This window comes from Streptomyces yunnanensis, assembly GCF_029011865.1.
GTDB lineage: Bacteria > Actinomycetota > Actinomycetes > Streptomycetales > Streptomycetaceae > Streptomyces > Streptomyces yunnanensis.
In genome coordinates, this window is sequence record NZ_CP095749.1 from 6,756,428 (window position 1) to 6,776,511 (window position 20,084).

The window sequence follows — 20,084 nt, forward strand, 5'->3', positions numbered from 1 at the left end:
TCCCGCTTCTCCGAAGGGAGTCGGGAGCAGATGTGATCCTCGATCACACGGAGCGGGTGAGCACCTGCTCAGAGACCGATCTCGGTCTCGAACTCCGCGGCCTCCAGGATCTGCTTGACCGTGGTCAGGTAACGGGCCGCGTCGGCGCCGTCCACCAGACGGTGGTCGTAGGACAGGGCCAGGTAGGTCATGTCACGGACGGCGATGGTCTCGCCGAGGTCCGGGTGGTTGATGACCACCGGACGCTTGACGGTGGCACCGATGCCGAGGATGCCGACCTGGTTCGGGGGCACGATCACGGTGTCGAACAGGGCGCCGCGCGAACCGGTGTTGCTGATGGTGAAGGTCGCGCCGGACAGCTCGTCCGGGGTGATCTTGTTGGCGCGGACCTTGCCCGCCAGCTCCGCGGTCTTCCGGGCGATGCCGGCGATGTTGAGGTCGCCCGCACCCTTGATGACCGGGGTCATCAGGCCCTTCTCCGCGTCCACCGCGATACCGACGTTCTCGGTGTCGAAGTAGGTGATGGTGCCCTCGTCCTCGTTGATCCGGGCGTTGACGACCGGGTGGGCCTTCAGCGCCTGGACAGCGGCCTTGACGAAGAACGGCATCGGGGAGAGCTTGACGCCCTCACGCTGCGCGAAGGCGTCCTTGGCCTTGTTGCGCATCCGCATGATCGCGGTGATGTCCACCTCGACCACGGAGGTCAGCTGCGCCTGGCCGTGCAGGGCCTTCATCATGTTGTCGCCGATGACCTTGCGCATCCGCGGCATCTTGACGGTCTGACCGCGCAGCGGCGAGACCTCCAGCGCCGGGGCCGCAGCAAAGCGCGCGCCAGCTCCGGTGGAGCCGGTGCTTGCACCGGGGGCCGGCGCGGCCGGGGCCGGCACGGCGGCCTTGAGGGCCTCGGCGGCGGCGATGACGTCCTGCTTGCGGATCCGGCCACCGACACCGGAGCCCTTGACCGTGGCGAGGTTGACGCCGTTCTCCGCAGCGAGCTTGCGGACCAGCGGGGTGACGTAGGCGCCGTCCGCCTCACCGGCCGCCGGGGCGGGGGTGACGGGGGCGACCGGGGCCGGAGCCGGCGCGGGGGCCGGAGCCGGGGCCGGGGCAGCGGCGGCCGGAGCCGGAGCCGGGGTGGGCGCCGGAGCCGGGGCCGGAGCGGGCGCCGGAGCCGGAGCGGCTGCCGGGGCCGGGGCGGCCGGGGCGGGGGCGGCGGCCGGAGCCGCGCCCTTGGCGCCGATCACCGCGAGCTTGGCGCCGACCTCGGCGGTCTCGTCCTCGGCCACCAGGATCTCCAGCAGGGTGCCGGAGGTCGGGGCGGGGATCTCGGTGTCGACCTTGTCGGTGGACACCTCCAGCAGGGGCTCGTCCTCGGAGACCTCCTCGCCGACCTCCTTCAGCCAACGGGTGACGGTGCCCTCGGTGACGCTCTCGCCGAGCGCCGGGAGGAGGACATCAGTGCCCTCGGCGCCACCCGCGGGGGCGGCGGCGGGGGCCTCGGCCACGGGGGCCGGAGCCGGCTCGGGCTGCGCGGCCGGGGCCGGGGCCTCGGCGGCGGCCGGCGCCGGCGCGGCCGCCGGAGCACCGGTGCCGTCGTCGATGATGGCCAGCTCGGCGCCGACCTCCACGGTCTCGTCCTCGGCCACCTTGATGGAGGCCAGAATGCCGGAGGCCGGGGCCGGGATCTCGGTGTCGACCTTGTCGGTCGAGACCTCCAGCAGCGGCTCGTCGGCCTCGATACGCTCGCCCTCGGCCTTCAGCCAGCGGGTGACGGTGCCCTCGGTGACGCTCTCGCCGAGCGCCGGCAGGGTTACGGAAACCGCCATGGTTTCAGTTGCTCCTATCGCAAGTACGGATGTGGTCGCGCCCGGGACTGGGGGTCAGTCGTGGGAGTGGAGGGGCTTGCCGGCGAGGGCCAGGTGGGCCTCGCCGAGCGCCTCGTTCTGCGTCGGGTGCGCGTGGATGAGCTGCGCAACCTCGGCCGGCAGGGCTTCCCAGTTGTAGACCAGCTGGGCCTCGCCGACCTGCTCGCCCATACGGTCACCGACCATGTGGACGCCGACCACGGCACCGTCCTTGACCTGGACGAGCTTGATCTCGCCCGCGGTCTTGAGGATCTTGCTCTTGCCGTTGCCCGCAAGGTTGTACTTCAGGGCCACGACCTTGTCCGCGCCGTACAGCTCCTTGGCCTTGGCCTCGGTGATGCCCACCGACGCGACCTCGGGGTGGCAGTACGTGACGCGCGGGACGCCGTCGTAGTCGATCGGGACGACCTTCTGGCCGGCCAGTCGCTCCGCCACCAGCATGCCCTCGGCGAAGCCGACGTGCGCGAGCTGGAGGGTCGGGACGAGGTCGCCGACGGCCGAGACGGTCGGGACGTTGGTCTGCATGTACTCGTCGACCAGGACGTAGCCGCGGTCCATCGCGACGCCCTGCTCCTCGTAGCCCAGACCGGCGGAGACCGGGCCGCGGCCGATGGCGACCAGCAGCACCTCGGCCTCGAAGGTCTTGCCGTCGGCGAGGGTGACCTTGACGCCGTCGGCGGTGTACTCGGCCTTGTCGAAGAAGGTGCCGAGGTTGAACTTGATGCCCCGCTTGCGGAAGGCCCGCTCCAGCAGCTTGGAGCTGTTCTCGTCCTCGACCGGGACGAGGTGCTTGAGGCCCTCGATGACGGTGACGTCGGTGCCGAAGGACTTCCACGCCGAGGCGAACTCGACGCCGATCACGCCGCCGCCCAGGATGATCGCCGACTTCGGGACGCGGTCGAGCGTGAGCGCGTGGTCCGAGGAGATGATGCGGTTGCCGTCGATCTCCAGGCCCGGCAGGGACTTCGGCACGGAGCCGGTCGCCAGCAGGACGTGGCGGCCCTGGACGCGCCGGCCACCCACGTCGACGGAGGTCGGGGAGGACAGCCGGCCCTCGCCCTCGATGTAGGTCACCTTGCGGGAGGCGACCAGACCCTGCAGGCCCTTGTAGAGGCCCGAGATCACGTCGTCCTTGTACTTGTGGACGGCGTTGATGTCGATGCCCTCGAAGGTGGCCTTGACACCGAACTGCTCGGCCTCACGGGCCTGGTCCGCGATCTCGCCGGCGTGCAGCAGAGCCTTGGTGGGGATGCAGCCGTTGTGCAGGCAGGTGCCGCCGAGCTTGTTCTTCTCGATCAGGGCGACGTCCAGGCCCAGCTGCGCCCCGCGCAGGGCAGCGGCGTAACCACCGCTACCGCCTCCGAGGATCACTAGGTCGAAAACGGTGCTGGCGTCGTTCGCCACGTCACGTCCTCCATGCATGGGTGCGCCGGAGCCGGTCGTCGATGACCGGACCGCGGCTGTTGTTCGGCCGCTTTAACTCGGCCCTGGGTAAGGGGGGCCCTGTCCTGCCGAGAACCCATCTTCGCACTTGTTCCACGAAGGCGGGACGCGGGGCCGGGCTCGGGACGGCCGATCCGCCGCTTCACCGGGGTTACTCGTGCGTACGGAAGGCGCAGCGGCGCAAAGCGCCACCTGGGAAGGGTGGCGGTGGGCGACGGGTGGGAGGATTTCGTCGAGGGCGAACATGCCGTGGTCGGCGCACCGACGGCCCCGGGCGTACCCCGGGGCCGTGCGGGCGTGGCGGACCGGCGGGCGGATCAGCCCAGGTCGCCCTCGGCGGTGCGCTCGGCCAGCCGCAGCAGGGTGCGGACCGAGGAGCCGGTGCCGCCCTTGGGGGTGTAGCCCCAGGGCGCGCCCTCGTGGAAGGCCGGGCCGGCGATGTCCAGGTGCGCCCAGGCGATGCCCTCGCCGACGAACTCCTTCAGGAAGAGGCCGGCGACCAGGCCGCCGCCCATCCGCTCGCCCATGTTGGCGAGGTCGGCGACCGGGGAGTCCATGCCCTTGCGGAGGTGGCCGGGCATCGGCATCGGCCAGGAGTCCTCGCCGACCTCCTCGGCGATCTCGTGGATCGAGGTGCGGAAGGCGTCGTCGTTGGCCATGATCCCGAAGTGGCGGTGGCCCAGCGCCAGCACCATCGCCCCGGTGAGCGTCGCCACGTCGACGATCGCGTCCGGCGCCTCCTCCGAGGCCCGGGTCAGCGCGTCGGCCAGCACCAGGCGGCCCTCGGCGTCGGTGTTGAGCACCTCGACGGTCTTGCCGCTGTACATGGTCAGCACGTCGCCGGGGCGGGTGGCGGAGCCGGACGGCATGTTCTCGGCGAGCGCCAGCCAGCCGGTGATGTTCACCGGGAGGTCCAGCCGGGCGGCGGCCACGACCGCGGCGAACACCGCGGCGGCACCGCTCATGTCGCACTTCATGGTCTCGTTGTGGCCGGCCGGCTTGAGCGAGATGCCGCCCGAGTCGTAGGTGATGCCCTTGCCGACCAGCGCCAGCGTGCGCTCCGCGTCCGCGTGCGTGTGCGCGATCCGCACCAGCCGCGGCGGCGCCTCCGAGCCCTGGCCGACGCCCAGCAGACCGCCGTAGCCGCCCTTCTTGAGCGCCTTCTCGTCCAGCACCTCGAAGGTGAGGCCGAACTCCTTGGCCGCGGCCTGCGCTTCGGCGGCGAACTGCTTGGGGTCCAGGGCGTTGGAGGGCGTGTTGATCAGGTCGCGGGCGCGGTTGATCTCCGCGGCCAGCACCTGGGCGCGCTCCGCGGCGGCCTTGAACTCCTTGTCCCGCGGCTTGCCGCCGAGGACGGTGGCCTCGCCCAGCGGCGCCGACTTGGCGTCGCCCTTGCGGCCCTTGGCGCCCTTGCCGTTCCCGCCGTTGCCGCGGAACGCGGTGAAGCTGTACGCGCCCAGCAGCGCGCCCTCGCCGACCGCGGCGGCCGCCCCGGCGTGCTCGACCGGCAGCGCGAAGGCCGCCTTCTTGGCGCCGGCCAGCGTCCGGGCGGCGCTGCCCGCCGCACGGCGCAGCGCCTCGTGGTCGTAGGAGTCGCCCTTGGCCGGGGCGTCGCCCAGGCCGACCGCCAGCACGACCGGCGCCTTGATGCCGTCGGCGGCGGGCAGCTTGGTCACCTCGCCCTCGACACCACTCGCGCCGAGGGTCTCCAGCACGGCGGCGAGCTTGCCGCCGAACGCGTCGTCCACGGCCTCGGCGCCGGGGGCGACCACGACGCCCTTGGCGCCCTTGGCCACGCCGACGACGACGGCATCCGCACGCACCGTTGCGGCGGAAGAAGTACTGAGGCTCAGTGCAGTCACGGTGATGAAGGTCCTGTTCGTCCGGGGAATCCGTTTCGCGCGTCAGCGCTGCTGCGGCCGAGCCTACGCTCGGTGGCGCCGCCTGGCCCGGCCGGTTACGGCACCGGGACCTGACGGGACGTCGCCCGCCGCCCGACGGATGCGCCAACTCGCCGTGAACGCGAGGGGATTGACGGTGGTGCGCGGGCTTTCAGCCGAGTGCGAGCAGCACCAGCGCGGTGAGCCCGGCGGACTCCGCGAGGGCGCCGAAGACATCGCCGGTCACCCCGCCGAACCGCCGCCGGCAGTGCCGCAGCAGCACTTCCCCGCCCGCCAGCCCGAGCAGCGCCGCCACCGCCGCGTGCAGCGCGCCGTACGGGCCGCCGGCCGCCGCGCCGAACGCCGCGCAGCCGGCCGCCACCAGCGCCGCGCAGCCCACCGCGGCCGGCACCGGAACCGCCCCGGCGACCGCGGCCCCCAGCCCCTCCGGGCGGGCCGCCGGCACCCCCGCCCGGGAGGCCAGGGTCAGCGCGCCGCGGGCGGTGACCGCCGCCACCACCGCCCCGGCCGCGCCGCTCGCCCAGCCCGCCGCGTACAGCCCGAAGAGCGCGGCCACTTGGGCGAGCAGCGCGAACAGCAGGGTGATCACGCCGAACGGCCCGATGTCGGACCGCTTCATGATGCGCAGCGCCTCCTCGGCGGGCTTGCCGCTGCCCAGGCCGTCGGCGGTGTCCGCGAGCCCGTCCAGGTGCAGGCCGCGGGTGAGCACCGCCGGCACCACGGCGCTGCCGATCGCGGCCAGCAGCGGCCCGCCGCCGAGCACCAGCAGCACCCCGCCCAGCGCCGCCGCGCACAGGCCGACCACCAGTCCGGCCACCGGCGCGCACAGCATTCCGCCGCGGGCCGCGGCCCGGTCCCAGCGGGTCAGCCGGACCGGCAGCACGGTCAGCGTGCCGAACGCGAAGCGGAGCCCGTCGACGAGGGAGGCGGGCGAGGGCGGCACGGGGGCGGTGTCGTTCACCGCGGCAGGGTACCCGGGGCCGGCGGCGCGGCGGACGGGCCCTCCGCCGCTCACCAGGGGCGGTCCCGGCCGCGGGTGTACTGGGCGTAGTGGACGTCGGAGGGCTTCACCGGCCGCCACCGGTCCCACGCCACGCACAGCGCCAGTACCACCAGCACCGCCGCGACATGCTCCTTGCCCGCCAGGTTGGTCTTGATGAACGCCACCTCGACGAACATCGAGACGACCACCACGACGCAGGTGAAGCGGGCCCGGTAGCGCCAGCAGACGACGACCGCCAGGCCGACCACCGCCGCCGACGGGCCGGTGTCGACCACGAACTTGTCGGAGTCCGGCAGCCCGATCGGGCTGTCCGGGCCGAGCCACAGGCCGATCCGGGCGTACATCGTGCCGGCGAGCGTGGCCGCGTAGGCGACCGTCAGCGTCTGCCAGCGGCCGAGGCAGATCTCGGCGATCCCGAAGACCACCAGGATCTGCGCCAGCGCGCCCCACACCGGCAGGTCCAGCGCCGGGACGAACAGCGACAGCGGGGTCCGCAGCAGCGCCACCCACAGGTGCTCGTACGCCTGCACCGAGCCGATGTTCTGGACGGCGCGGTAGCCCCAGGACTGGTTCTGGACGAAGTGGAAGGCCAGCGTCATGCCGACCGCGGTCAGGGTCAGCGGGATCGCCCGCAGCCGGCGGGCCACCAGCGTCGGCCACACCGTCCTCAGGAGCGGGCCCCACTCGGCCCGCGCGGCGCGCCGCAGGACGGACAGCTCCCGCCGGCCCGCGCCGGGCTCGCTCATCTCCCGTGCTCCAAATGCTTGCGGTTCAGCCACTTCGGCAGACCGGGCGCTTCGAGGAAGCCCTCGGCGCGGGCCGCGGCGATACCGATCCGCAGCACGTCGGTGCTCTTCTCGAAGAGCATGTACCGGGGCTCCCAGACGGGCCGGTATTTCGCGTTGGCGCGATAGAGCGATTCGATTTGCCACCACCGGGAGAAGAAGCCGAGCAAGGAGCGCCACAAACGCAGCACCGGGCCCGCGCCGAGCCGCGACCCCCGTTCGAAGACGGAACGGAACATCGCAAAGTTGAGCGAGATCTGAGTGATCTCCACCTCGTTCGCCCGCTGGATCAGCTCCAGCACCATGAACTCCATGAGCCCGTTGTCGGACTCCCGGTCCCGCCGCATCAGATCCAGCGACAGTCCCTTCCGCCCCCACGGCGCGAAGCTCAGCAGCGCCCGCAACCGGCCCTCGGCGTCGGTGCATTCGAGCATCACGCAGCGCCCGTCCGCCGGATCGCCGAGCCGGCCCAGCGCCATCGAGAAGCCCCGCTCGGTGTCCCCGTCGCGCCAGTCGTCGGCCAGGCGCACCAACCGCGCCATCTCCTCGGCGGGGATGTCCTCGTGCCGCCGGATGCGGACCGTGTGGCCGGCCCGCTGGATCCGGTGGTACGCCTGCCGCACGGTGCGCATGGCCCGGCCGCCCAGGGTGAACTCCGCGGTCTCCACGATCGCCTCGTCGCCCAGCTCCAGCGCGTCCAGCCCGTGCCGGGCGTAGACGGTTCCGCCCTCCTCGCTCGCGCCCATCACCGCCGGCGCCCAGCCGTGCTCCCGGGCCTCGGCCAGCCAGCGCTCGATCGCCCCCGGCCACGCCTCCGGGTCGCCCAGCGGGTCGGCGGAGGCCAGCGACACCCCGCCGACCACCCGGTACGTCACCGCGGCCTTCCCGCTGGGGGAGAAGACCGCGCTCTTGTCGCGGCGCAGCGCGAAGTACCCCAGCGAGTCCCGGTCGCCGTGCCGCGCGAGCAGCCCGCGCAGCTTCTCCTCGTCGTCCGCGGTGATCGGGTCGATGGTGCGCACGGACCGGAACGCCGCCCACAACACGGCCACCAGCAGCGCCGCGCTGAGCACGTTGATGGTGCCGTTGACCCAGTTCGGCGTGGAGATCCCGGGGAAGCCGCGGTCGTCGGCGGCCAGCGACACCAGCCGCAGCAGGCCGTACCGCCAGCGCTCGGCGAACGTCGAGGCGCCGGCGCCCGCACCGGGGGCCTGGTTGGTGACCGTCACCAGCAGCGCCGCCAGCAGCGAGGTGACCAACAGCCCGCCGGCCGCGGTCAGCGCCGCCAGCTTCGGGTTGGCCCGGTCGCCCTTGGCGTAGAACTCCCGCCGGCCGACCAGCAGGGACGCCGTGAACAGCAGCGTCAGCGCCAGCGACACCCAGTTCTGCGGGTGCGTCCGGAATTCCGGGAAGAGCACCATCACCACGGTCACCAGCAGCAGGAAGAGGCCGGACAGCACCACGTTCAGGATCCACGCCGCCCGCTTCCGCCGGCGCAGCGTCACCGCCAGGAACAGCGAGAAGGCGCCCGACGCGAAGCCCGCGGTGAGCAGGTACGGGGTGAAGAAGTCCGCGGCGTTGTGGCGCCGGATGTCGTTGCCGAACGACACCCAGACCGCCCCGAGGACGTTGACGAAGGTGACGAAGCGCAGGTACCAGATGCCGAACGCGGCACCGCGCCGCGCCCACCGGCCGCGGGGGTGGTCTTCCTCCGGACTCAAAGCGATGTCTCCCGATAAATCGTGCAATACGCGATCTTACGGGGGCCGTCGCCGACCGGCGCGGTGCGGTCGCGGGCGGGCGCCGCGCGGGTGCGCCCGGTGGGTGTCAGTCGCCTACCGGGAGCTCCGCGGCCAGTGCGGCCGCCGCCCGTACCAACGGCAGGGCCAGCAGCGCCCCGGTCCCCTCGCCCGCTGTGACGCCGTGATCGAGCAGAGGGTTGAGTGCGATCCGGTCCAGCGCCTTGGCCTGTGCCGGCTCGCCGCTGGCCTGCCCGGCCACCCACCAGTCCGGCGCCCGGAACGCCACCCGCTGCGCCACCAGCGCGCAGGCCGCGGAGACCACGCCGTCCAGGATCACCGGGGTGCGGCGGACCGCGCTCTGCAGCAGGAAGCCGGTGGCCGCGGTCAGGTCGGCGCCGCCGACGGTCGCCAGCAGCTGCAGCTGGTCGCCCAGCACCGGCCGGGCCCGGCGCAGCGCGTCCCGGATCGCCGCGCACTTGCGCATCCAGGCCAGGTCGTCGATGGGCCGACCGCCGCGCCCGGTGACGACCGAGGCGTCCGTCCCGCACAGCGCGGCGATCAGGGTGCCGGCGGCGGTGGTGCCGCCCACGCTCAGATCGCCCAGCACGACCAGGTCGGTGCCGGCGTCCGCCTCCTCGTCCGCGATCGCCATCCCGGCCCGGAACGCCGCCTCGGCCTCCTCGGCGGTCAGCGCGTCCTCGACGTCGATCCGCCCCGAGCCGCGGCGCACCCGGTGCCGGGTGACCTCCTCCGGCAGCTCCGCCGGATCGCAGTCCACCGCCATGTCCACCACCCGCACCGGCACGCCGGCGGTGCGTGCCAGCACCGCCGCCGGGCTCGACCCGTCCAGGACGGCCCGCACCAGGTCCTTGGTGCCGCCGGCCGGCCGGGCCGATACGCCCCGCTGCGCGACGCCGTGGTCGCCGGCGAACAGCAGCGCCCGGGGCCGCTCGACGGGCCGCACCGGCACCTGCTGCTGGACGGCGGCCAGCCACTCGCCCAGCTCGTCCAGCCGCCCCAGGGCGCCGGGCGGCAGGGCCGTCCGGGCCCGCCGTTCCTCGGCGGCGCGGCGCACATCGGCGTCGGGGCGCTCGATCAGTTGGGCGAAGTCATCGAGGTTCAGGGCGCTCATTGGGCGCAGATTACCGGCAACGGCGGGCCGACGGGGCGTCCGTGGGGCGTCCGCGGCGGCCCGCCCCGCCAGCACCGGTGCGGGCCGGGGACGGTGGCGGCGCGTCAGGTGGCGCCACCGGCGGTGAACCGCACCTCGCACACCACCGTCCCCGGCAGCCACCGCCGCCACCGGCCGGGCGACCTGCGGCCCGCCGCCAGGGGGAGGACGCGCACCGCGGCGACGGCCGGGTGGTGGCGGGCCGACCGGGCCACCGCCGCCGTCCACCGGGGCAGCGCGTCTAGGACCAGCGCCCCGCCGGGGAAGCGCGCCGCGCACACGGCGAGCAGGTCCCGCACCGCACCGGCCGGCAGCCCCGCGGGCGTCCGGGGCACCGCCACCACCACCCCGCCCTCCGGCGCGCCCACCACGTCCGGCCAGTCGGCGCCCGATCCCGCGCAGCCGACGGTGCGCCGCCGGGGGCCGTCGGGCAGCAGCAACCTGCGGGCCGCCGCGTCCTCGGGCGGCAGCACCGACAGCCAGGTCAACCGCCCGTTGTCCAGCCGCCGGAAGCCGGTCCCCAGGCCCTCGCCGAGGACGACCACGGTGGCGTCCGGGCGGCGCTCCAGATAGCCGCGGACCGCCGCCTCGGCGGCGTCGCTCAGCTCGCCGGTCCGGCCCGGCCCGACCGGACCGGGGCGCCCGGGGGCGGCAGGCCGGAGGGGGGAACGCCGGCGGTGGGCGCGGTACCCGTGATGTCGGGAAAGTTCGGTCACCGTCCCAGCGCACCCGCCGCCGGCCCCCCGGGCAAGCGGACACGGGCCGGACCGGGCCGCTGTCAGCCGCGCAGCGCAAGCGCCTGGCCCGCGACCACCAGCAGCAGCTGCTCGCACTCCGCGCCGAACGCGGCGTTCAGCCGCCCGAGTTCGTCCCGGAAACGGCGGCCCGCCGGGGTCGCCGGGACCACCCCCGAACCGACCTCGTTGCTCACCGCCACCACCCGCCGGCGGGTCTCCCGCACGGCCGCCACCAGCGCCTCGCAGCGCTCCCGCAGCGCCCGCCGCCCGCCCGCCTCCCAGGCCGCGTCGTCCCACGCCCCGACCTCGTCCATGGCGTCCGTCAGCCACAGCGCCAGGCAGTCGACGAGCAGCGGCGGCGCGGTCGCCGGCTCCGCCAGCAGCGGCAGCAGGTCACAGGTCTCGACGGTCCGCCAGCCGGCCGGGCGCCGCTCCCGGTGCAGCGCCACCCGCCGCGCCCAGTCCTCGTCCCCGTCCCGGCTGCCGCTGGTGGCCACGTACACCACCTCGGGGAAGGCCAGCAGCCGGCGCTCGGCCTCCACCGACTTCCCGCTGCGCGCCCCGCCCAGCACCAGCGTCCGGCGCGGCAGGTCGGGCACCGCGTGGTACTCGCCGACCACGAGGGAGGTGCCGTCCGGCACCGTGCGGGCGCCCAGCGCCGCCAGCCTGCGGTGGAGTTCGGGCCCGGGCGGCACGGCGTGGTCCAGGTGCACCGCGACCACGTCGGTCGCCGCGTCCACCGCCCCGCTCGCCCGCAGCCGGGCCAGCGCCTCCGGTCGCGCCAGCACGTCCAGCAGCACCAGGTCGTACGGTCCCGGGCCGCCCACCGCCGCGGGCCCGCCGTTGCCGGGGCCGGCCTCGCCCCACCCGGCCGGCGCCGCGCCCGGCGGCAGGTACAGCAGCCGCTCGCCGTCGCCGCCGGTGACCTCGTAGCCGGTGCCGGGGACGTCCACCGCGACGGCCCGCACCCGGTGCCCGCCCAGCAGCGCCAGCTCCCGGCCGTCGGCGACCCGGCCCGGCTGCGGCAGCCCCGCCGGCACCTCCAGCGCCGGCCCGTCGTGCGGGTGGGAGAGCAGCACCTGGCGCACCCCGGTGAGCGAGCGGCCCGCACGGGCGGCGGCGAACGCCGGGCCCGGGGTCAGGTCGAGCAGCAGCGCGCCGTCGATGAGCAGGGCGGTCGCCGCCCGTGCCTCGTCGCCGACGGCGGTCGCGCAGGCGGCACACGGGCAGTCGGGGCGCGGCAGCCCCTGAGGGGCCCCGGTGCCGAGGAGAGTGAGGTCCACCCGGGTAAGTCTCTCGCGTCCGGCGCGCACGAGCGCGCGGGGCGCCCACCGACGCCGCCGTTGGGCTTGCGCGGCGCACCGGACGCCGTCCGGCGTCGCCGTCGGGCCGGCGAGAGCGCCGCAACGCCCCTCGACACGGCCGATAGGCTTTCCGATCAAGCGGGGAAGCACGATCCGCAGGCACGGTGTGGCGCGCGGTGCCCGGCGTGTGCGGTGGGATCGGCGGACCCGGCGGACCCGGTGGGACTCCAGGAGGCGCACATGGCGTGGACGTGGCGGTTCGAGAAGGCGGACGGTTCGGAGGCGGTGCCCACCGTGGAACCGGAGGAGTTCACGACCCAGGGGGACGCCGAGTCCTGGATCGGGGAGCAGTGGCGCGACCTCCGCGACGGCGGCATCGACCAGGTCAGGCTGTTCGAGGACAGCACGGAGATCTACCCCGGGCCGATGAGCCTGCACGCCGACGAGGAGTGAGGCGCGGTGGGGGCCGGCGCCGCCGGCCCCCACCGTCCCGAGCCGCCCGGGCTCAGGGTCGCTGGCCGCGCTTGACCTGCGGCTTGGGCAGCCGCAGCCGGCGCATCTGGAGCGTGCGCATCACGGCGTAGGCGCGGGCGCCCTTGAGGTTCTCCTTGGGGAAGCGCTGCTGGAGCAGCTTGCCCAGCCGGAACCAGATCATGATCGAGTCGAGCACGATCAGGACGATGATCACCAGCCACAGCAGCAGCGCGATGCTCTGGATCTGCGGCACCCGGATCATGGTCAGCACCAGGATCACCACGGCGACCGGCAGGAAGAACTCCGCCACGCACCACCGGGCGTCGACGTAGTCCCGGGCGAAACGACGCACCGGGCCCTTGTCGCGGACCGGCAGATAGCGCTCGTCGCCGTTGGCCAGCGCCTCGCGCTGGCGGGCCATGTCGGCACGCCGGGCCTCCCGCTGCGCCTTCACGGCGTCCTTGCGGTTGGTCGGCGTCTGAGCGCGCGTGCGGCGCTGCGACTGGGCGTCGCTGCGCTTGGGCGTCGGACGGCCCTTGGGGGCCTGCGGGTCGCGGGGCTGCTGGGGCTGGGACGCGGTCACCTTGGCGGTCGCGGCCTGCTCATCCTTCGAACGGCTTCGGAACACAACACCCAAGAGTACGTCCTCGCCGCGAATGAGCGATGGGTCGACGGGGAACGATCCGGCAACGGCACCGGCCTGTGCGTGGGGGCAGAAGCGGACAGACCGGGCGGTGCGGCGGCGTCCGGGGGTCGCCCTACTCCCTGGGCTGGAGAAGCCGGACGGCCTGATCGTCCTGGAGGAGGAGCGCATCCGGGCCCGAACAGTGCGGTAATGGAACCAGGGCCCGTACTGTGGGGTCTGTAGATGTGCTGGAGCCTAAGCCCGATGCAAGTCGGTCAGAAGGGGGCGCGCGAGGCCCATGAGCGATGGTGTCATGAAGCGGATGGGGATGATCTTCCGCGCGAAGGCCAACAAGGCCCTTGACCGGGCCGAAGACCCGCGCGAGACCCTCGACTACTCGTACCAGAAGCAGCTCGAACTGCTGCAGAAGGTACGCCGCGGCGTCGCCGACGTGGCGACCTCCCGCAAGCGCCTGGAGCTGCAGCTCAACCAGCTCCAGGGCCAGTCCGCGAAGCTGGAGGACCAGGGCCGCAAGGCGCTGGCGCTCGGCCGCGAGGACCTGGCCCGCGAGGCGCTGACCCGGCGCAGCGCGCTGCAGCAGCAGGTCACCGACCTGGAGACGCAGCACCAGACGCTGCAGGGCGAGGAGGAGAAGCTCACGCTCGCCGCGCAGCGGCTCCAGGCCAAGGTCGACGCCTTCCGCACCAAGAAGGAGACGATCAAGGCCACGTACACGGCCGCCCAGGCGCAGACCCGGATCGGCGAGGCGTTCTCCGGCATCTCCGAGGAGATGGGCGACGTCGGTCTGGCGATCCAGCGGGCCGAGGACCGTACCGCGCAGCTCCAGGCCCGGGCCGGTGCCATCGACGAGCTGATGGCCTCCGGCGCGCTGGACGACCCGACCGGCATGGCCAAGGACGACATCACCGCCGAGCTGGACCGGCTCTCCGGCGGCAGCGACGTCGAGCTGGAGCTGCAGCGGATGAAGGCCGAGCTGGCGGGCGGACCGTCCGCCCAGCAGCAGGCCATCGAGGGCGGCCCGGGCGGCGCCGCCCAGCAGGCCCCGCAGCAGCAGCACCCGCGTCTCGACAAGCAGTGACCGACGGCGGCGGCCCGCCCCGTGCGGAGCGGTCCGCCGTCGCCACCGTGACCCCGCCCGACCGCAACAAGGGAGACCGTCGTGATCGTACGGATCATGGGGGAGGGGCAGGTGAAGCTGGATGACGCCCACTTCATCGAGCTCAACAAGCTGGACGACGAACTGCTCGCCGAGATGGAGAGCGGTGACGAGGCCGGATTCCGGCGCACCCTGGGGGCCCTGCTGGACTCCGTCCGTCGTCTGGGCACCCCGTTGCCGGACGACGCCCTGGAGCCCTCCGAGCTGATCCTGCCCGCGCCGGACGCGAGCCTGGAGGAGGTTCGGGAGATGCTCAGCGACGACGGCCTGATCCCGGGCTGACCAGCAGATACACCGCACACCCAGCGCACTACGGACAGCGCCCCGGCCCCCCGGTGGGACCGGGGCGCTACCGTTGCCTGCTGTGACAGCCCCTCCGTCGCCCGCCACCGCCCAGGACGCGACCCGCGTCGCCCGGCTCCGCCGGTGGCACCGGACGCATCAGCTCACGTTCGACACGGCGGTGGCGGCGGTGGTGTTCGTGGCGATCCTGTGCGGCGCGGTGGCCGGGCCGCACGGCCCGCACGGCGCGCACCTGCCCCGCTTCGGCGTCCGCGAGCTCTCGCCCGTCACCGTGGTGCTGGCCGTCCTCGCCTGCGGCACGCTGGTGCTGCGCCGGCGGCTGCCCCGCACGGTGCTGGCCGCCACCGGCGCGCTGACCGTCGTCGAGCTGGTCGCCCAGTCCAACGCCCCGCGCGCCCCGGTCGCCGTCGCGGCGGTGATCGCCCTGTTCACCGTGGCCTCCCGCACCGATCGGCCCACCACCTGGCGCATCGGCGTGCTCACCTGCCTGGTGCTGACCGCCGCCGCGATGTTCTTCGGGGACCGCTCCTGGTACGCCCAGGAGAACCTCGCGATCTTCGCCTGGACCGGGATGGCCGCGGCGGCCGGCGACGCGGTCCGCAGCCGCCGGGCCTACGTGGACGCCATCCGCGAGCGCGCCGAGCGTGCCGAGCGCACCCGCGAGGAGGAGGCCCGCCGCCGGGTCGCCGAGGAGCGGCTGCGCATCGCCCGCGAGCTGCACGACGTGGTCGCGCACCACATCGCCCTGGTCAACGTCCAGGCCGGGGTCGCCTCGCACGTCATGGACAACCGGCCCGACCAGGCCAAACAGGCGCTGGCGCACGTCCGGGAGGCGTCCCGGTCGGCGCTGGAGGAGCTGCGCGCCACGGTCGGGCTGCTGCGTCAGTCCGACGACCCGACGGCGCCCACCGAGCCCGCGCCCGGCCTCGGCGTCCTGGACCAGCTGATCGACGGGTTCGTCCGGGCCGGCCTGCCGGTCGCCCTGGACCTGCCGCCCGCGCCGCAGCCCGCCCTGCCCGCCTCGGTGGACCTGACCGCCTACCGGGTGGTCCAGGAGGCGCTGACCAACGTCCGCAAGCACGCCGGCGACGGTGCCCGCGCCACCGTGCGGATCGTCCGGACCGACGGTGCGCTGACCGTGACCGTCCAGGACGACGGCCGCGGCGCCGGAGCGGACGCCGCGGTGGCCGCGGACGGGCCGGGGGAGGGGGCCGTGGCGGGGTCCGTCGGCGGCCATGGTCTGATCGGGATGCGCGAACGGGTCCAGGCGCTGCGCGGCACGGTCGTCACCGGCCCCCGGGCGGCCGGCGGCTTCCAGGTGCGGGTCATCCTGCCGCTGGGCGGCGCGCGTACCGGTGAGACGACATGAGCGCGAGGGCGACGGGGACATGACCATCAAGGTGCTGCTGGCCGACGACCAGACGCTGCTGCGCAGCGCGTTCCGCATCCTGGTCGACTCGGAGCCGGACATGCGGGTGGTGGGCGAGGCGTCCGACGGGGCGCAGGCGTACGCCCTGGCCCGCGAGGAGCGCCCCGACGTCGTCCTGATGGACATCCGGATGCCCGGCACCGACGGCCTGGCCGCCACCCGCCTGATCAGCCAGGACCCGGAGCTGACCGGCGTCAGGGTGGTCATCCTGACCACCTTCGAGGTCGACGACTACGTCGTGCAGTCGCTGCGGGCCGGCGCCAGCGGCTTCCTGGGCAAGGGCGCCGAGCCGGACGAGCTGCTGCACGCGATCCGGATCGCGGCCGGCGGCGAGGCGCTGCTCTCGCCCGCCGCCACCAAGGGCCTGATCGCCAAGTTCCTCGCGCAGGGCGAGGGCGCGGCGGGCGACCGGCCCGGCGGCGCGGACGCCGAGCGGCTGGCCACCCTCACCGGCCGGGAGCGCGAGGTGCTGGTGCTGGTGGCCGGCGGACTGTCCAACGACGAGATCGCCGAGCAGCTGGACGTCAGCCCGCTCACCGTCAAGACGCACGTCAACCGCGCGATGGCCAAGCTCGGCGCCCGCGACCGGGCCCAACTGGTGGTCATCGCCTACGAGTCGGGACTGGTGCGCCCGCGGGCGCACTGAACGGAGCAGGCGCCCGTACGCCCAGGGGTGCAGGGCGGGTGGAGCCGTCCGTACTACGGACGCGGTACGGACGGCGGCCGAAAACCGACTTGCGAGCGAGGAAAACCGGGCCGGCCGTGACGGAGGGTGTATGTGGGCCGGTGTCGGCCCTCACACCGGGCCGGACACCCGGCTTCCGCCGGCGTTCCCCCGTCCTCGATACCCGCTTTTCTGAACAGAAGAGAGACCGCCACCCATGTCCTGGCTGTCCCGCATCAGCCTCGTACAACGGGGCCTGATAGCGCTGATGTCGATCGTCGCGATCGCCTTCGGCGCCATCGCGATCCCGCAGCTCAAGCAGCAGCTCCTGCCGTCCATCGACCTGCCGATGGTCTCCGTGATCGCCCCGTACCAGGGCGCCTCGCCCGATGTCGTCGAGAAGCAGGTGGTCGAGCCGCTGGAGAACGGAATCCAGGCGGTCAACGGCATCAAGAGCGTCACCTCGACGTCGAGCGAGGGCTCCGGCGTCATCATGGCGCAGTTCGACTTCGGCAACGACTCCAAGACCCTGGTCGCCGACGTCCAGCAGGCCGTCAACCGGGCCCGGGCCAAGCTGCCCAAGGACGTGGACCCGCAGGTGGTCTCCGGCGGCACGGACGACCTGCCCACGGTCGTCCTCGCGGTCTCCTCCACGACGAAGGACCAGCAGACCCTCGCCGACCAGCTCAACCGCACCGTCGTCCCGGACCTGAAGAACATCGACGGCGTCGGCCAGGTCAACGTCGGCGGCGTGCAGGACCGGATCGTCGCGGTCACCCCGGACGAGGCGAAGCTGGCCGCCGCGGGGCTGAACTCCGCCGCGCTCGGCCAGGCGCTCCAGGCCGGCGGCACGTCGGTGCCGGCCGGCGCCTTCTCCGAGGACGGCCGCAGCAAGACCGTGCAGGTCGGCGCCGGCTTCACCTCGGTGGCGCAGATCAAGGACCTGATGGTCACCCCGGCGGCCGGCCCGATGGGCGGCGGCCAGGGCGGCAAGCCGGTCCGGCTCGGTGACGTCGCCACCGTCCAGGAGACCTCGGCCACCCCGACCTCGATCACCCGCACCGACGGCAAGCCCAGCCTCTCGGTCACCGTGACGATGAACCAGGACGGCAGCGCGGTCGCCATCTCCGACGCGGTCAAGGGCAAGCTGGACACCATCCGCAAGGACCTGGGCGCCGGCGCGAGCGTCACCGTCGCCTCCGACCAGGGCCCGCAGGTCTCCAAGTCCATCGAGTCGCTGACCACCGAGGGACTGCTCGGCCTGGCCATGGCCGTGATCGTGATCCTGGTCTTCCTGCTGAGCCTGCGCTCGACCCTGGTCACCGCGGTCTCCATCCCGCTGTCCGTGGTCATCACCCTGATCGTGCTGTGGACCGGTGACCTCTCCCTGAACATGCTCACCCTGGGCGGCCTGACCATCGCGATCGGCCGGGTCGTGGACGACTCGATCGTCGTCCTGGAGAACATCAAGCGGCACCTGGGCTACGGCGAGGAGCGCCGCGAGGCCATCCTCAAGGCCGTCAAGGAGGTCTCCGGCGCGATCACCTCCTCGACCCTGACCACGGTCGCGGTCTTCCTCCCGATCGGTGTGGTCGGCGGCATGGTCGGCGCCCTCTTCGGCTCCTTCTCGATCACCGTCACGGTCGCCCTGCTGTCCTCGCTGCTGGTCTCGCTGACCGTGGTGCCGGTGCTGTCGTACTGGTTCCTGCGCGCCCCGAAGATCCCGGAGGGCACCGACCCCGAGGAGCTGCGCCGCGCGGCCGAGGAGAAGGAGACCCGCAGCGCGCTGCAGCGGCTCTACGTCCCGGTGCTGCGCTTCGCCACCCGCCGCCGCGCGATCAGCCTGCTGATCGCCGTGGTGATCCTCATCGCCACCTTCGGGATGGCCCCGCTGCTGAAGACCACCTTCTTCGACCAGGGCAAGCAGGACACCCTGAGCATCAAGCAGGAGCTGAAGCCGGGCACCAGCCTGGCCGCCGCCGACGCGCAGGCCAAGCGGGTCGAGAAGGTGCTGGCGGCCGACAAGGACGTCGAGGACTACCAGGTCACCGTCGGCTCCTCCGGGATGATGGCGGCCTTCGGCGGCGGTTCCGGCGCCAACCAGGCCAGCTACCAGGTCAAGCTCAAGAGCTCCGCGAACTCCGACAAGGTCACCGAGAACCTCCGCGACGAACTGGCCAAGCTCGGCCCGTCCGCCGGCGAGGCGTCCGTCTCCGCGGGCGGCGGCGGCTTCGGCAACCAGAACCTCAGCGTGGTCGTCAAGGCCGGCGACGCCGACGTCCTCAAGCGCGCCAGCGAGCAGGTCCGCACGGCCGTCGCGGGCCTGGACCACGTCACCGACGTCCAGAGCGACCTGGCGCAGAGCGTGCCGCGGATCTCCGTGACGCCCAACGACAAGGCCGCCGCGGCCGGTTACACCCAGGCCACGCTCGGCGCGGCCGTCGCCCAGGCGGTCAACGGCACGCCCAGCGGCAAGGCCGTGCTGGACGACACCGAGCGCGACGTGGTGATCAAGTCGGCCCACCCGGCCACCACCGAGGCCCAGTTGAAGGACCTGCCGCTGCCGACCCCGTCCGGGATGGCCCGGCTCGGCGACCTGGCGACCGTCAAGACCGTGGCCGGCCCGGTCCAGATGACCCGGATCGACGGCGCCCGCTCGGCGACCATCACGGCCAAGCCGACCGGCGACAACACCGGTGCGGTCTCCGCCAAGCTCCAGAGCGCGATCAAGTCGCTGAAGCTGCCGTCCGGCGCCACCGCCACCGTCGGCGGCGTCTCCCAGGACCAGACGGACGCGTTCGGCAAGCTCGGCCTGGCCATGCTGGCCGCCATCGCGATCGTCTTCCTGCTGCTGGTGGGCACCTTCCGGTCCATCGTCCAGCCGCTGATCCTGCTGATCTCGATCCCGTTCGCGGCGACCGGTGCGATCGGCCTGCTGGTCGCCACCGGCACCCCGATGGGCGTCCCCGCCATGATCGGCATGCTGATGCTGATCGGCATCGTGGTCACCAACGCCATCGTCCTGATCGACCTGATCAACCAGTACCGGGCACAGGGCTACGGCGTCGTCGAGGCGGTCGTCGAGGGCGGCCGGCACCGTCTGCGCCCGATCCTGATGACGGCCCTGGCCACGATCATGGCGCTGCTGCCGATGGCGCTGTCGATCACCGGCGACGGCGGCTTCATCTCCCAGCCGCTGGCCGTGGTCGTGATCGGCGGTCTGATCACCTCCACCCTGCTCACCCTCCTCCTCGTCCCGACGCTCTACGCGATCATCGAGCTCCGCAAGGAGCGCCGGGCGGAGAAGAAGGCGGCGAAGCGGGCCGGGAAGGGCGGCGGCACCGCGGCTCCCGCGGACGCCGACCGCACCCCGGAGCCGGCCGGGGTCTGACGCCCCGCCCGTCCCGTAGGACCCACGGATCCCCCGCGATCGCACCCGGCGGTCGCGGGGGATCCGCGCGTTG

The 20,084-nt window shown here is 73.6% G+C and carries 16 protein-coding genes; 6 read left to right on the plus strand and 10 right to left on the minus strand.

Annotated elements, in window-relative coordinates; genetic code table 11:
* Window positions 1-68: 68 nt before the first annotated feature.
* From sucB to MOV08_RS29505, 9 genes are all read right to left on the minus strand, one after another.
* A complete protein-coding gene (sucB, locus tag MOV08_RS29465) occupies window positions 69-1,826 on the minus strand; it encodes a 2-oxoglutarate dehydrogenase, E2 component, dihydrolipoamide succinyltransferase (protein WP_275309521.1) in 1,758 nt (585 codons plus the stop codon).
* A 54-nt stretch (window positions 1,827-1,880) separates the two neighbouring features.
* Complete coding sequence (gene lpdA, locus MOV08_RS29470) at window positions 1,881-3,269, minus strand: dihydrolipoyl dehydrogenase (RefSeq protein ID WP_039637222.1); 1,389 nt, start codon at window positions 3,267-3,269, stop codon at window positions 1,881-1,883.
* Between the two features lie 356 nt (window positions 3,270-3,625).
* Window positions 3,626-5,170: a leucyl aminopeptidase gene (locus MOV08_RS29475; protein WP_039637224.1), complete on the minus strand. Its 1,545-nt coding sequence runs from the start codon at window positions 5,168-5,170 to the stop codon at window positions 3,626-3,628.
* A gap of 190 nt (window positions 5,171-5,360) precedes the next feature.
* On the minus strand, window positions 5,361-6,170 hold the full coding sequence (locus tag MOV08_RS29480; RefSeq protein ID WP_275309522.1) for an adenosylcobinamide-GDP ribazoletransferase: 810 nt from the start codon (window positions 6,168-6,170) through the stop codon (window positions 5,361-5,363).
* 50 nt (window positions 6,171-6,220) lie between these two features.
* Entirely contained in the window at window positions 6,221-6,958 is a 738-nt protein-coding gene (locus MOV08_RS29485) for a hypothetical protein (protein ID WP_275309523.1), read from the minus strand.
* Window positions 6,955-8,715 (minus strand): phosphatidylglycerol lysyltransferase domain-containing protein, encoded by a 1,761-nt coding sequence (locus tag MOV08_RS29490; RefSeq protein ID WP_275309524.1) that lies wholly within the window; start codon window positions 8,713-8,715, stop codon window positions 6,955-6,957. The genes MOV08_RS29485 and MOV08_RS29490 overlap by 4 nt, the downstream gene beginning before the upstream one ends.
* A gap of 106 nt (window positions 8,716-8,821) precedes the next feature.
* Window positions 8,822-9,868 carry a nicotinate-nucleotide--dimethylbenzimidazole phosphoribosyltransferase gene (gene cobT, locus MOV08_RS29495; protein ID WP_275309525.1) on the minus strand — a complete coding sequence of 349 codons (1,047 nt, stop codon included), beginning with the start codon at window positions 9,866-9,868 and terminating at the stop codon, window positions 8,822-8,824.
* Window positions 9,869-9,972: 104 nt separating this feature from the next.
* On the minus strand, window positions 9,973-10,623 hold the full coding sequence (locus MOV08_RS29500) for a class I SAM-dependent methyltransferase (RefSeq protein ID WP_275309526.1): 651 nt from the start codon (window positions 10,621-10,623) through the stop codon (window positions 9,973-9,975).
* A 62-nt stretch (window positions 10,624-10,685) separates the two neighbouring features.
* Entirely contained in the window at window positions 10,686-11,927 is a 1,242-nt protein-coding gene (locus MOV08_RS29505; protein ID WP_275309527.1) for a bifunctional adenosylcobinamide kinase/adenosylcobinamide-phosphate guanylyltransferase, read from the minus strand.
* A gap of 261 nt (window positions 11,928-12,188) precedes the next feature.
* Here MOV08_RS29505 and MOV08_RS29510 point away from each other — a divergent pair, with 261 nt between their 5' ends.
* On the plus strand, window positions 12,189-12,401 hold the full coding sequence (locus MOV08_RS29510; RefSeq protein ID WP_039637234.1) for a hypothetical protein: 213 nt from the start codon (window positions 12,189-12,191) through the stop codon (window positions 12,399-12,401).
* A gap of 52 nt (window positions 12,402-12,453) precedes the next feature.
* On the opposite strand, the gene MOV08_RS29515 is transcribed toward MOV08_RS29510, so the two are convergent.
* The gene (locus MOV08_RS29515; RefSeq protein WP_067352448.1) at window positions 12,454-13,050 is read right to left on the minus strand and encodes a DUF3043 domain-containing protein; all 597 of its coding nucleotides are present in this window, start codon (window positions 13,048-13,050) and stop codon (window positions 12,454-12,456) included.
* Window positions 13,051-13,345: 295 nt separating this feature from the next.
* Between MOV08_RS29515 and MOV08_RS29520 the strand changes: the two genes are divergently transcribed.
* The 5 genes from MOV08_RS29520 to MOV08_RS29540 all read left to right on the plus strand — a co-directional run bounded on the left by MOV08_RS29520 (window position 13,346) and on the right by MOV08_RS29540 (window position 20,011).
* Window positions 13,346-14,146 (plus strand): PspA/IM30 family protein, encoded by an 801-nt coding sequence (locus MOV08_RS29520; RefSeq protein ID WP_078875933.1) that lies wholly within the window; start codon window positions 13,346-13,348, stop codon window positions 14,144-14,146.
* An 81-nt stretch (window positions 14,147-14,227) separates the two neighbouring features.
* Window positions 14,228-14,506 (plus strand): PspA-associated protein PspAA, encoded by a 279-nt coding sequence (pspAA, locus tag MOV08_RS29525; protein WP_275309528.1) that lies wholly within the window; start codon window positions 14,228-14,230, stop codon window positions 14,504-14,506.
* An 82-nt stretch (window positions 14,507-14,588) separates the two neighbouring features.
* The gene (locus MOV08_RS29530) at window positions 14,589-15,896 is read left to right on the plus strand and encodes a sensor histidine kinase (RefSeq protein ID WP_275309529.1); all 1,308 of its coding nucleotides are present in this window, start codon (window positions 14,589-14,591) and stop codon (window positions 15,894-15,896) included.
* A 19-nt stretch (window positions 15,897-15,915) separates the two neighbouring features.
* Window positions 15,916-16,602 carry a response regulator gene (locus MOV08_RS29535; protein WP_039637244.1) on the plus strand — a complete coding sequence of 229 codons (687 nt, stop codon included), beginning with the start codon at window positions 15,916-15,918 and terminating at the stop codon, window positions 16,600-16,602.
* Window positions 16,603-16,837: 235 nt separating this feature from the next.
* Entirely contained in the window at window positions 16,838-20,011 is a 3,174-nt protein-coding gene (locus MOV08_RS29540; RefSeq protein WP_275309530.1) for an efflux RND transporter permease subunit, read from the plus strand.
* The last annotated feature ends 73 nt before the right edge of the window (window positions 20,012-20,084 follow it).

Coding starts and splice junctions, on each gene's coding strand:
- sucB (WP_275309521.1), bottom strand. CDS start 1,826: ATGGCGGTTTCCGTAACCCTGCCGGCGCTCGGCGAGAGCGTCACCGAG.
- MOV08_RS29485 (WP_275309523.1), bottom strand. CDS start 6,958: ATGAGCGAGCCCGGCGCGGGCCGGCGGGAGCTGTCCGTCCTGCGGCGC.
- cobT (WP_275309525.1), bottom strand. CDS start 9,868: ATGAGCGCCCTGAACCTCGATGACTTCGCCCAACTGATCGAGCGCCCC.
- MOV08_RS29510 (WP_039637234.1), top strand. CDS start 12,189: ATGGCGTGGACGTGGCGGTTCGAGAAGGCGGACGGTTCGGAGGCGGTG.
- MOV08_RS29520 (WP_078875933.1), top strand. CDS start 13,346: ATGAGCGATGGTGTCATGAAGCGGATGGGGATGATCTTCCGCGCGAAG.
- MOV08_RS29535 (WP_039637244.1), top strand. CDS start 15,916: ATGACCATCAAGGTGCTGCTGGCCGACGACCAGACGCTGCTGCGCAGC.
- MOV08_RS29540 (WP_275309530.1), top strand. CDS start 16,838: ATGTCCTGGCTGTCCCGCATCAGCCTCGTACAACGGGGCCTGATAGCG.